Raw genomic sequence first — 13,059 nt, 5'->3', positions numbered from 1 at the left:
TCGCCAACGCAGTTCTAAAATGGTGGGCTTAGTGGCAGCGTTAGATGTGAATAACAGACAGGTTCTATTTAACGCAAAACAGCACGAAAAATAGCCAAACTCAGGTGGCTCGCAGTAGGTTGAGTATTGTCGAACAGCCTCCTAGGAGGCTGTCCGAGAATGCTGGCCGTAGCGAGAGCCGACTGATTTGAGCGGTTTTTTGCGGTGTTTTAAGGCGAATAGTGGTTCTATTTAACGCAAAACAGCACAAAAAACAGCCAAACTCATGTGGCTCGCAGTAGGTTGAGTATTGTCGGACAGCCTCCTAGACCTGCAGTTCTGTCGGACCCGTCACCAAGTGCCGAGTCAGTTAGGGCCCGCTCAAGACCATGCCCGGCACAGCCAGTCAGGAGGGCTCTAACCGTCGGACGTCAGCAATGCGCCGGGCCAGATTCACGTTTTCAGCTATATCAAAAAAACCTTCAACAGGCTGTTCTAGCTTACGTTGCCAGTTCCTGTATTCATCACAGGTTCCGGGAACATTGACGGCTGAAGCCATCCCCTGCCAATCTTCGAGCTGAGACATCACTATGACTGCCCGGGACGACGCCAGATAGAGATGGATTGCATCGACAATATCCCTTGTAAGATCCGGTATCTCACTGGCTATCAAACGGTCGCGTATAAAGCCTGTTTGATGCAGTGCATTAAGCAGAAGCTGTTTGTGCTGCGCCCTGTCTCGGCACAGTTTTTCTATTACCTCAGCACCGACAATAACATTCAGATCACGCCTCAGTTCAATATCTGACAAGGACCACCAGCTGGCCAGAGGTGCGACATCATGCGTATTTATGGTGGCTACAGCCATTTCCGGGTAGCGCTCCGGCAGCGTAATCTGCTCTTCACTCCTTTCGAAGTAGAGAACACGGTAACAGTACATGGCATTTTCCAGCATCACGGCTGGCAATTCCTCCGGAACCGTACCCAAATCCTCACCTATAACCAGGCACTGGTTGCGCTGACTTTCCAGTGCCAGCAAACCAATTAATTCGTTCAGGTCATAATGGACGTAGGCACCATTCTTGGCCGCTTTTCCCTTAGGAACCCACCACAGTCTCGACAAGGCGACGCAGTGATCGAACCTGACCGCACCGGCATGACGCATATTGGCTCGAATATTTTTCACAAAAAGATCATAACCGCTGGCCCTCAACTCGAGTGGGCGGAACGGAGGAAACCCCCAATTCTGACCTTCAGGCGCCAGTTCATCCGATGGAGCCCCGACCGTGACATCGAAACAAAACAGGGCCTGATTTGACCAGGCTTCTGAACCCGCTGTATCCACACCGACCGCAAGGTCGAGATAAAGCCCGACCTCCATTCCGCAAGCCTCAGCAGTGCTCTGCACAGCCTCTAACTGTTCAGTCGCACACCACTGCAAATACTGGTAATACTCAATTCTGTCCTGGTGACTGGCTACAAATTGCTGAACAGCCTCTGATTGTGGGTTTCTGAATGCCTGCGGCCACACGGGCCACCCCCACAGATCAGTACTCTGAGTGAAAAAATATTCATGCAGGGCATCGTAAGTAGCATGTAACCGGAGCGCCTCCCCCTGCTCACTGAGGTACTTCTGGTACATCTGATCACGTGATGTACCACGATTAAGATCCGTTTTCTTAAATTCGCCAAAAAGTAACTCGAAAAACATTCTCTTGGCCTGCGCCACGCGAACATAATCGACATAATCTGTTTCACGCATCATGCGCAGACTATTCTGAAAATCATCGGAATTAAATAACGCTTTGGCCGCTTCACACACTGAGAATTCAGGTAAATTCTGTGGATCTATATATAAGGTATTCAAGAAGGCCCGGTTAGATGGGCTATACGGAGAAAATGCCAAAGGGTTGGCGGGAAACAACGCATGCAGAGGGCTAACGCCAATAATATCCACACCAGATGCCGCAGAATCCAGCACCAGCCGCTTAAGATCCGAGAAATCACCGATTCCCCAATTTCGCTCGGAGCGAACCGAATAGAGCTGGACCGACAGGCCGAATATTTTTTTACCACTGCGTAAAGACTGCGGACGAAAACACTCCTCCGGCGCCATAATAAACACCATCTCGGCCCGAGACAGGCCATCTCTGTCGTAAAGCTCTAGCCGATGATAGCCTTCGGGAAATGTCTGTTGCAACTTCACTAGGCGAGTAGACGATTCCGCTTGCGGCGAGACATCAGAAATAACAAGTGATCCACTGAATATCTCGCCCTGTTCCGTGGTAACCCGCCATTCCCAATCAGCATCAATTTCGATATGGGAAGTATTGATATTAAAACTGACGGGCTTGTTACTGCGAATAATACAGACCGGAGGTAAAATCTCTCTCTGTGATGCCTGAAAATCTTTCGACGATGCCAGTGTCGTTTCATTCCCAACTAGTTCAGGACGGATGGCACCTAAAACATCCTGCTGATCCTGCTCGCAAACCCGAACATACTGGTTGCCAAATCCTGCATATCCGCTGCCGATACCATAAAAACGTGTTAACTCTCTCAATTCACTAACGGACATTGGGCTTCTCGTGAAATTCGGAATGAAGACGACAGATCATCGAATGTAAGCACAGGTCGACAATATTTTCACCCGTTTTATTTCGCCATGAAGGCACATGGAGAAACGGCACATGAGTCCCAGCGGATCCCAAAGCCTGTAGATCTGGGCGCAGCCTGTAGGCAACAGTACAACCTGCTAAAAGTGCTATTTCAGCCAGAGCTTGTACAGGGCAGACGACTCAACAATGCCAAGGTAGCTGAGGAAAAAAAATAGCCTGCAGCTGACCCATTCGTCAGTGATGGTCGGGCAAGAGCTGCAGCGCGGCGGCTTCAGTGATGGCATCCGCTACATACGAGCCACCACCGAAGTACCACCTGTGTATCAGCCGCCTGGCACGATTTCCAGGCTCCAGCGGTTCAGCGTGCCTACATCGATACGCGCCAGATCCGCGACCCTTAGCGTCCATTTGCCCTGAATGGGCTGACCACTCAGCGCAGAAAGTGGCGAAAGCGGCGCGGCTGAGTCGTAGGTTACAACCAGGTTGTCCTGCCCTCCACCCAGCTGGCTGTGCAGCAATACGCTACGCCCGGCGGGCGATATGAGAACAAGACGCAGATCACCTATATAAGTGTGCGTAATGTCGATGCTCACCTTCAACTGATCGACGTTCCCTGACTGGCTGATAGCGATGCTGCTGCTGACGCCGGCGGCATCGTTATCCGGGATATCTAGATTGGGGGCTATTTCGCCGCGGACGACTTGAGCCCCCTGAACCTCAACTTCAAGTTTCCAGCGGTTCAGTGTGCCCACATCCCGACCTGCCAGGTCTTTTACACTGAGTACCCAGTCACCCTGCACAGCCTGCCCGACGAAGACCGCAAGCGCGGCCAGCGACTCCAGCTCAAAGCTCTTCGACAGATTATCCGCTGCGCCGCCCTCACGGTTGTGCAATTTAACACTAGTGCCTGCGGGATTCCTGAGCTCAACCACCAAATCACCGATATAGGTATGGGTGATATCAAAACTCACCTTTAGCCGCTGTACCAGCCCCGTCTGGCGTATGTTGATCTTGCTGCTGATGCCGGCAGTATTTTTGTCCGGGATCGGCATCAATGTCATGTTTTCGCCCACAAGAGTCGACACCGATACCACGGGAGGCAGTTCAATGATCCCAACGCGGAAATCCAGCCTCTCGTCCGGTACGGCAATGTCCGAGAGGACAAATCCCGAATCGGAACCGTCCCAAAAACGCGAGGACGGGGTGGTGGCGTGGGATACGGCAACGCCGTTTACCCCGGCGAAGAGATCGGTACCGTCGCCCTGATTAACGTTGTGTTCAAGATCGGTATTCCCGTCCGCCTGCAGCAGCGCACACTGGTAATGACGCTGGCCAGTGCCCTGCTGAAATTCGTTCGAGCCAAGGGTGTCGCAGTGATAAACGGCCAGCCCGCTGGAGGGCAGATGCCGGTCAAGTCCAAGTTTGGAGCGGTTCTCCACCAGAAAATATTCGTTCGGCGTACGCCCCCTGAATTTCAGCACGCGATTGTAGTCTCCGTGGACGGCCTGCACGGCCGCCGCCGTATTGAGCACGGTTTCATTGTCGCACCAACCTGCCAGGTCACGCAGGTAGGCACATACAGGTGCCGGTGTGCGCCCGGAATTAAGGTGGTTGCCGGAGCCCATGAGGCAATAGCTGCCGATGCCTGCACTCTTCACACCGTCGCCTTCACGATTCACCGCACCGTAGTCGTACATATCCGGGAACCGGCAGAGCAGGTGCCCGTTCTCATGGCAAAAGGTACCAATACTCAGATCCCAGGCGCTTCTCCCGGCACTGGTGAGTAGATACAGGTTGGTGGAGATATTCCCGTAGCGCAGGTTTATATCGGAGTTGTGCGGCCAGAGGTCACCGTCGTACTGGGTCTGCCCGGCGTACATAATATTGAGTGCATCCATAATTCCCTCACCACGGGAATCGTAGCGGCTCAAGTTCGTGCCAGCCGCGACAGCCAGATCCAGTGCCTCCTTAACCAGCAGATGAGTAATGTAGTAACTGCGGTTTTGACTCAGCCGGAAGGGGCCAACGACGTCGTTGCTGTAGTCGAGTTTCCCGGACGAGACGATGCGAAAGTATTCGCGCGCCGAGCAGTAATTGCCATTGCGCGTATAGTTCTGGCCATTAAGCAGTTCGCTCAGATCGGCCTGGGTCACACTCGTTTGTACATCCTTGAATTCCACCAGGATAGTGAGCCCACGCACCGCACCACTGGTCAGCCGCCGGCCCTCAAGCAGCCCCTGGCTGGGGCCAAATGTAAGCTCGGCTTCGTTAGACATGCGCAACGGCCCCGACCTGCGCAGTCGGCGCCCCTCAAAACGGCGATTGCGTACCGCTAGTGATTCACGCAGGTGACGCGGGATACCCGCAGGCGGAGCTTCACTGACTGGACAGCCACTGGACACCAGCACGCCATTCACCAGATTCGCATGACAGAAGCAGCCACGGTCACTATCACTCACCGCCGTATAGCCATCCAGCGTTTCATAGGTGGCATAGAATTCGTCGCCCGTGACCTTCAACTGGATGTCACAGTCCTGGGCTTGTCCGAAGGTTAGAATCTCACCGAATATTGCACTCACTGTCCTATCTCCCTGTGTTTGGCTGCGCTCTGACTCCTGTCTGGCTGTTTCAGATTAGCGGCCGGATCGACCCGCCAGCGTAATCTTGTTGATAAGTATCTTCGTCTGACCCTGTAATCAACCTCAGCGATATCAGGGCATGACAACCAGGCGTAAAACCGGCCGACGGCGAGCACTTTTTCATTTCATTAATACTGCACTGTTAAACAATCCTCTGCTTTCAGCATGCAATTTGGAGATATTGGAGACACTGCCTACTGTCTCCAGACGGTAACAGGCATTCCCCCGCGTTTAGATTTTTTATATACAGCCAACCGTTCCTGTTGCTTTCAATAAAAAATATAAATCAAAACTTTGGTTCTAGTTAACCTGCAGCATCACCATTGAGGCACCACTACAGCCTAAGCTCGATCGTTATAAAAACGACAGATACTTGAAACTAAAGGGGTAAACATTTGAATCCCTTTAATCTCAAAGAGATTCATTTGTCATAACCCGCTAGCGCGTTAATTGGCTACACGCAAATTCAGGGATGGACAGCCATAATATGCCGCAGCTATTTCTCCTGCGCTGAAAATGAGCATGCGCCTTCGCAAGCAATAAGGCCTGTAATACCTGATAGGTCTGAACACTTACTGGTAAATCATGGGCCAACTTGTGCATTCCTGCCAGTGAGCATGAATACATTTCAGCAGCAACTGAAGTGGATTGGCAAAGCTGAAAACGGCGTCATAGCTTGCCGTGGTGCATGCAGCATGAGTATGGGCCACGCAAGCGGAGCGCTTTATCCGTAAAGCGAAGCCAGACCTGGCGTTTGCACCATACGCCAGTATCGAGCCGAACCTTAAAGATAGGCGTTCTGGTGCGCCCTCAACTGCCGTGAAAAAGCCCCATCATCAATAACGATCTAACTTGCGCTGAATTTCAGGCAACACCCCGGCGGGTAAATCGCAGTACAGAGTCTCTGCTCAGGCTACATGCCAAACAGCAGCCCTGTCAGAAAGAGGTGTCGGCGCGCTCGGTCAGGCACTCATCGGCCCCCATCTCGAACTCGCGGCAGATCAGTGGCCGGTTTTCGTAGATGGTACAAAGCATGGTGTGTCGATCCACCGCCAGACACCAGCCATCATCACCCTGCGCCATGGTCTCTGCGCCCCAGTCGTCGTACTCGATAAAGCGTTCGGGCACTCCGGTATCGGTCAGCAACATGACCTTGAGGCGACAACAACGCGCCGCGCAGCTGGCGCAGGTTACCGCGCCAGTGGGTTCTTCAGGCAGCAGGGTTACAGCAATGCTCATAAATCACACAATAGATTCAATGGGCGCCAAGCATAACGTTTTTAGGCAAGGGCTGCTGCTGGGCTTTGCGACCAGCGGGTGAATTCCACTGTTGCATTGCGAACTACCGTCATGCTCGATGCATGACCGTACCTGCCGCAGGTGACAAAGCGCCCTTGCTCATTGCATACGAGTGCCGCGCCAGCCCGGCCACCGGTAAAGCCGGAGCACGGGCTGGAATCAAATCAAGGAGGGGACAGAGGAGAGGCTACCCGGGAATGCTATTGGACATCCCGGCCGCAGCCAACCGAAGCAGGCCGCGCTTTTGCATCAATGTGCGGCTATTGCATATGCCAGCCATGGCTAACCACCAGCGACTGGCCGGACAAAGCCGCGGAAGGAAAGGCCGCCAGGTGCACTGCCAGCTCAGACACATCGGCCAGGGAGGTGAATTCGCCATCCAGGGTTTCCTTGAGCATCACGTTGCGGATCACTTCCTGTTCAGAAATGCCCAGTTCACGTGCCTGTTCTGGAATCTGCTTATCCACCAGTGGCGTGCGTACAAATCCGGGACAGATGATGTTGCTACGCACGCCATGCTCGGCGCCTTCCTTGGCCACCGTACGACACAGCCCCAGCATGCCGTGTTTGGCCGCTACATAAGGCCCCTTGAGCGGCGAGGCCTCCAGCGAATGCACCGAGCCCATATAGAGCATGGTGCCACCACCGTTAGGGTACATCTGTCGCAGCGCCGCCCGGGTTACCAGAAAAGAGCCACCCAAATGCACCTCCACCACCTTGTTCCAGTCGGCATATGACAGTTTGTGCAGGGGTTCTATATGCTGAATACCGGCATTGGCCAGGGCAATATTCAGCCCGCCCCAATGACTCACCACCGCAGCGACGCCCTGTTCCACCGATTGCTCATCGGTCACATCCATCTTCAGCGCCAGCGCCGAACCGCCGGCGGTCACGATGGACAGCGCCACCTGTTCGGCACTGCTCAGATCCAGATCGGCCACCGCCACCCTGGCGCCTTCGCGGGCATAGTGTTCGGCAATGGCTCTGCCGATGCCCCGGCCACCGCCGGTGATCAACGCAATTTGATCTTTAAGACGCATGATAGTTTTCTCCTTGTTAAGTTCTGGGTCAGTGACCGCCATAAACTTCATTCGGCAGCCAGGTGGCCAGGGGCTCAAACCAGAACACCAGCGCCAGCCCCAGTAGTTGCAGAGCAATAAAGGGCAAGACCCCCAGATAGATATCACGGGTGGTGATTTCTGGCGGGCATACGCCCTTGATATAGAACAGGGCAAAGCCCACCGGCGGCGTAAGGAATGACGTTTGCAGGCAGATGGCAAACATGACGGCAAACCACACAGGCTCAACCCCCATGGAAAACACCACAGGCGCCACCAGCGGCAGGATAATCAGAGTAATTTCCACCCAGTCGAGGAAAAAGCCCAGCAGGAAGGTGATAAACAAAATGGTCAGCAGTATACCGGTAGTGCCAAATGGCAGGCCGGTAATGGCATCACGGATCACATCATCTCCGCCCAGGCCACGCAACACGGCGGCAAACACTGTCGCACCGATAAAAATACCAAAAATAAAAGCGGTGGTGCGGCTGGTCTGATAGAGGGACTCTTTCAAGACTTCCAGATTCAGCCTGCGACTCAGTAGCGCCATCAGCAGGGCACCGGCCGCGCCCACAGCTGAAGCCTCTGTCGTGGTGGCAATACCGAAGAAAATGGAGCCCAGCACTGCCAGGATCAATATCATCGGCGGAACTACCGCCAGGAACACGCCGAGCAACGCCCGCGCGTCGAGGCGCTCGTGATGTTTCGGTGCCGGTGCCATGTCTTTTTTCAACCAGGACAGCACCACGATATAGAGGATATACATAGCCGCCAGCATCAGGCCGGGGATTAGCGCTCCCATAAACAACTTGCCTACCGACGCTTCGGAGGTACCCATGCGGTCTGCCATCAGCACCAGCATGATACTCGGCGGCACCAAAATGCCCAAGGTACCCACCGAGCAGGCAGTGCCCACGGCCAGGGATTTGTTGTAATTCGCCTGCATCATGGGCCCGAGCGACAGCATGCCGAGCAGCACCACTGAGGCGCCCACAATGCCGGTAGAAGCCGCCAGTAAAACGCCGACGATCACCACGGTAATGGCATAGCCCCCGCGCAAGGGGCCGAGCACCCGCACCAGGCTGTGCATCAGTTTTTCGGCGATGCCAGAGCGATCAAGCATGATGCCCATAAAAATAAACAGCGGCAGCGCCACCATCAGTTCGTTGGCCACTATGCCGTAGATACGCGCATCGAGCACACCAATGGTGCCGTTCCAGGTAAACCAGAGATTGGCGTCAAACTGCTCTACCATTACATGGCCGAGAGCCGCAAATACCAGGCCTATGCCCGCCAACGCCCAAGCCACCGGAAAACCCAGCAGCAACAGCGCCATAAAACTGGCGAACATGGCCATAACGAGAAGGGGTTCCAACTCCATGGACAGCTACCTCATGATTCAGGGGTGGGGGTGGTCGCCGTTGCCGTTCTGCCCGGGCATCTCTGTGGCACGGGGAAACCCGAACAACAGCGTCATGCAGCGCAGGGCTCTGGAGAACAGCGCTATGGCGACCAGAATAAGACCCAGAGGAAGGGCGCTTTTAAAGATAAAGCGATAAGGGAGGCCACTCGGCGCCTGGGACCGCTCATCGTAAATGTAAGCCTTGTAGGCGTACGGGATAAGGGCATCGATCATCAAATAGATGATGGGCAGGGCCAACAGCAGTATGCACACCAGCTCGATAACCGCCTGGGTGTGCAGCGAGAAGTTTTCCCGCAGCACGTCTACCCGCACATGGTCATCGCGTACCACCGCATAGCCCAGAGTCAGCATCATGGCGATACCGAACAGGTGCCAAGACAACTCTTCCAGCGCAATGGATCCTGCTGCGAGCACGAAACGGCTGAACACATTGGTCAGTACCACGACCAGTACCGCCAGCCACAACCAGGAACTAAGCCGGCCCACCGCCACCACAATGCTGTCAAGCCGTCGGGATAGACAGTTGGTCGGCAGTTCCCTGGGCCCGGCATCTATAGAATTACTGTGTTGAGTCACATTAACCTCGCTAAACCAGTAATAAGGGAAAAGGCAGGCACCGGCCACGCCGGGCCTGCACTAGGAGACTTAACACTGATCTACTGCGGAAAAGCCGAATGTGGTTATTTTTCGTACTCTTTATTGCTAAATAGAACCACTATTTGCCTCAAAAGAGCTCAAAAACTAACTCAAATCGGTCTTTCTCTCGCTACGACCGGCCAAGCCCCACAGGCTGCTGAGGCTAACTCAGTCGTACTGGTAGAAGTCGCGCGGCAGGTAGCCCTTGCCGTGCCAGATAGAGTGGTGCTGCATAAAGGTGCGCTGACTGGTGAGTACGCGCTTGAACATCTCGTCCTCGGCGGCCATTGCATCCATCACCTTGTCGGTGACCTTTTGCAGTTCGCGCAGCACCGGCTCGGGTAGCACCTGGGCCGTTACGCCCTCTTTTGCATAGTCACGCAGGGCGGTCGGCTGGGCCCACTCACTCTGGGCGAAACCCTTGAGGGTGGCGGATTCACAGCCCATTTCAACCAGCGCACGGGTTTCGGGCTCAAGCTTGTTCCAGACGTCCTTGTTCACCAGCAGATGCGAAGTGGTCAGCGTCTGGTGCCAGCCGGGCATGATGTAGTTTTTCACGATTTGATCGAGACCCAGCATCTTGTCGATGGCGGGCTGAGAGAATTCGGTGGCGTCGATAGTGTTGCGTTCCAGCGCCTGGAAGATCTCTCCACCGGGCACCATGGTGACCGAAGCCCCTAACTCTTCAAGTACCTTGCCGCCGATGCCGGCGAAACGGATACGCAGCCCATCGAAGTCCTTGAGGTCGGTAATCGATTTTTTAAACCAGCCTGCGCCCTCGGGGCCTATGATGCTGCACAGCATGGGGTGGATATTGCGCGCATCATAGATCTCTTCCAGCAATTTTTTGCCATCGCCTTCGTAATACCAGGCCAGGTAGGCCGGCGGCTCCATATTGAAAGGCGCTCCTGAATACAGCGGCAGGGCCGGAATAGTGCCCTGGTCGTAGCCAACCCAGGTATAGCCCGCGGGGTACTTGCCGGAACTCACCGCATCCATAATTTCAAATGGCGGTACCAACTCACCCGGCTCGTAATAGCGCAGCGTGATATCACCCCCGGACACCGCACTTAAGGACTCGGACAGATGTTTGACCGGGGTGGTCAGACCCACCAGGTGAGACGGAAACGCCAGCGGCACCTGCCAACGTACCTTTTCAGTTGCCGTGGCCGGCATGCTCAACAGGCTGGCAGAAAGTACAGCGGCTGTCAGTCCACAGCTCAGGTTAGAAAATTTCTTATTAATCGACATGCAGTTATCCTTCTTCTTGGGTCGTTGCTCTGCCAGCCCGACGGACAGTCATTTGTCTGCCCTTGGCCGGCGTTTCGCCCATATAGAAGAGCACAAACCATGCCTTTAATAAAAAACACATATAAATCAATGACTTAATTTATTATTTTTGCAAACAAAGGACGCCTGTCCTGTTATCTGGACAGATTGTTAGCAGATACTCCATAAACCGTCCTGCATGGCGGACAGTTGTCTGGAAATCAGGACAGTCTGGCAAGCTTTTCATAGAGCGCAGAACGGGAAATTCCCAGCAACCGGGCCGCTTTCGAACGATTGCTGTTACAGCTTTTTAAAGCCGCACCTATGGCGATAGCTTCGGCCTCGGCCAACACCTCCGCCAGCGGTCGGGCGGCAGTTGTTTCTGGGGTAGTATTCGAACCACAGACCACTTTGGGAAGTACCCGGCACACGGCGTCGGCATCCAGCGTCCCGCAGCCCTCACCCATGGTAAAGGCGCGTTCCAGCACGTTGCGCAACTCCCTGATATTACCGGGCCAGTCATAACACTCCAGCACATTGATAGCCGCATCGGTGACCTCAGCTCGCAATTCCTGGCCGGCGCAGATAGCTTCCAGCAGCGTCTCGCACAGCACACCTATATCCGACAGCCTCGCCCTTAACGGCGGGATCGAAATTTCCAGTACGTTGAGGCGATAGTACAGATCGGAGCGAAAACTGCCCTCTGCCACCATGGCATCCAGATCACGGCTGGTAGCGGCAATCAGCCGCACATCCACCGGGATCACCTGATTTGAACCCAGGGGTTCGATTTCACGTTCCTGCAGAACGCGCAGCAGTTTGGCCTGCAGGGCCAGCGGCATATCGCCCACTTCATCCAGAAACAGGGTACCCCCGTGGGCCAGCTGGAACTTGCCCTTGCGCATGCGCCTGTCGGCGCCGGTAAAAGCACCGGGGGCCACCCCGAAAAACTCGGCTTCCAGCAAATTTTCAGGCACCGCCGCCACATTAACGCCGACAAAGGGCGCTGCGGTCCGGGGCGACAGGGAATGGATAGCCTGAGCCAGTATCTCCTTGCCGGTACCGGTTTCGCCCAGCAACAGCACCGGCATATCACGCCCGGCGGCCAGTCTGGCCCGGCGTTTAACCTCCAGCGCTGCCGGACTGGCGCCAGCAAAGTCATTCAGGCTGTAGCGGGTGCTGCGGGCCTTATTTGCCAGTGCTTTTTTGGCGGCCAGCAGATCCTGGTGTAACTGACGGTATTTGCTGACCAGGGGCGTAAGTGGCTGCAAATCGTCATAAAGCACAAAGGCCACGGCGCCGCTGACCTGGCCTGCGTCATCAAAAAATGGCAACCGGCTGACCACCAATTGCTGGGTGTGATGCTCCATGATGTCCAGCAGCAGGGGCTGACCGGTTCGTAATACCTCCGGTAGCCGGCTGTGGGGAATAACGGCACGCACCGGACGGCCAATCAGGGTATGGGGATCCTTGATGCCCAACAGGCTGGCATAGCGGGTATTAATCCAGGTGATGTGCCCTTCCCTGTCCACGGCTATAGCACCGGCGCTGGCCTGCTCAAAAATGGGGAATAGCACTTCGATCAGCTCCCGGGTGAGGCCGATGCTCTGCTTACTGTCAAATGGAGCGGACATAAGATTGATCCCAGACCGGATAATGCGCCCATGCTAACAAAGCATTTCCGGCATAAACATTGAAGCTCGCTAAAAATGAAGGACTCCTCGATAAATCTCGCCACCCGGCAGGGCCTTGATGTCAAAGTCACAACCTCTGGCAGGGCTACTGGCTGCCCCGCGAGCGGCTAACTTGTCGAACTCAATACCTAGGATGCTGTCCGAGAATGCTGGCCGTAGCGAGGGAAAGTCCGTTTTGTTCAGCACATCCATGTGCTTCACCCCTTCGGGGTTTGCACGTTCAATCGCTCCCGGCGATGGAATGAGGCAGTTTTGGAGCTCTTTTGAGACGACAAATCGGCAGGATAGCCGATGTGCACAGCGTTAGCTGCCCGAAGGGCAAGTTACAGGGGTGTAGCTTGTGCATAGTGGTTCTATAAAGAGTAAGCAAAAATGACCCCTCTTTATCGAAGAGGCGGCTTTCCCGCAGTAGATCAGAGTTAAGTCCGACAGGCTGCTAGGAGG

At 54.7% G+C, this 13,059-nt stretch carries 8 protein-coding genes; all 8 read right to left on the bottom strand.

Annotated features, from left to right (window positions below):
• Window positions 1-385: 385 nt before the first annotated feature.
• Window positions 386-2,557 (bottom strand): 4-alpha-glucanotransferase, encoded by a 2,172-nt coding sequence (gene malQ / locus MPRO_RS18155; RefSeq protein ID WP_067296238.1) that lies wholly within the window; start codon window positions 2,555-2,557, stop codon window positions 386-388.
• A 363-nt stretch (window positions 2,558-2,920) separates the two neighbouring features.
• The gene (locus MPRO_RS18150) at window positions 2,921-5,176 is read right to left on the bottom strand and encodes a M6 family metalloprotease domain-containing protein (RefSeq protein ID WP_067296234.1); all 2,256 of its coding nucleotides are present in this window, start codon (window positions 5,174-5,176) and stop codon (window positions 2,921-2,923) included.
• Between the two features lie 996 nt (window positions 5,177-6,172).
• Window positions 6,173-6,475: a YkgJ family cysteine cluster protein gene (locus MPRO_RS18145; protein WP_067296231.1), complete on the bottom strand. Its 303-nt coding sequence runs from the start codon at window positions 6,473-6,475 to the stop codon at window positions 6,173-6,175.
• A 320-nt stretch (window positions 6,476-6,795) separates the two neighbouring features.
• Window positions 6,796-7,575 carry a 3-hydroxybutyrate dehydrogenase gene (locus MPRO_RS18140; protein WP_067296228.1) on the bottom strand — a complete coding sequence of 260 codons (780 nt, stop codon included), beginning with the start codon at window positions 7,573-7,575 and terminating at the stop codon, window positions 6,796-6,798.
• A 28-nt stretch (window positions 7,576-7,603) separates the two neighbouring features.
• Window positions 7,604-8,974 carry a TRAP transporter large permease gene (locus MPRO_RS18135; protein WP_067296225.1) on the bottom strand — a complete coding sequence of 457 codons (1,371 nt, stop codon included), beginning with the start codon at window positions 8,972-8,974 and terminating at the stop codon, window positions 7,604-7,606.
• An 18-nt stretch (window positions 8,975-8,992) separates the two neighbouring features.
• Window positions 8,993-9,592: a TRAP transporter small permease subunit gene (locus MPRO_RS18130; RefSeq protein WP_067296241.1), complete on the bottom strand. Its 600-nt coding sequence runs from the start codon at window positions 9,590-9,592 to the stop codon at window positions 8,993-8,995.
• A gap of 228 nt (window positions 9,593-9,820) precedes the next feature.
• Window positions 9,821-10,903, bottom strand: coding sequence for a TRAP transporter substrate-binding protein (locus MPRO_RS18125; RefSeq protein ID WP_067296222.1), 1,083 nt, complete (start codon window positions 10,901-10,903; stop codon window positions 9,821-9,823).
• Window positions 10,904-11,142: 239 nt separating this feature from the next.
• Complete coding sequence (locus MPRO_RS18120; protein WP_067296219.1) at window positions 11,143-12,555, bottom strand: sigma-54 interaction domain-containing protein; 1,413 nt, start codon at window positions 12,553-12,555, stop codon at window positions 11,143-11,145.
• Window positions 12,556-13,059: the final 504 nt, after the last annotated feature.

This window comes from Marinobacterium profundum (assembly GCF_001528745.1).
Taxonomy (GTDB): Bacteria; Pseudomonadota; Gammaproteobacteria; order Pseudomonadales; family Balneatricaceae; genus Marinobacterium_A; species Marinobacterium_A profundum.
The sequence above is the reverse complement of the archived record's forward strand: the minus strand, read 5'-3'. Positions and strand labels throughout refer to the sequence as shown.

What these genes read in the sequence shown, in the direction of transcription:
- malQ (WP_067296238.1), bottom strand. Translation starts at nt 2,557, where the DNA reads ATGTCCGTTAGTGAATTGAGAGAGTTAACACGTTTTTATGGTATCGGC.
- MPRO_RS18145 (WP_067296231.1), bottom strand. Translation starts at nt 6,475, where the DNA reads ATGAGCATTGCTGTAACCCTGCTGCCTGAAGAACCCACTGGCGCGGTA.
- MPRO_RS18140 (WP_067296228.1), bottom strand. Translation starts at nt 7,575, where the DNA reads ATGCGTCTTAAAGATCAAATTGCGTTGATCACCGGCGGTGGCCGGGGC.
- MPRO_RS18135 (WP_067296225.1), bottom strand. Translation starts at nt 8,974, where the DNA reads ATGGAGTTGGAACCCCTTCTCGTTATGGCCATGTTCGCCAGTTTTATG.
- MPRO_RS18125 (WP_067296222.1), bottom strand. Translation starts at nt 10,903, where the DNA reads ATGTCGATTAATAAGAAATTTTCTAACCTGAGCTGTGGACTGACAGCC.
- MPRO_RS18120 (WP_067296219.1), bottom strand. Translation starts at nt 12,555, where the DNA reads ATGTCCGCTCCATTTGACAGTAAGCAGAGCATCGGCCTCACCCGGGAG.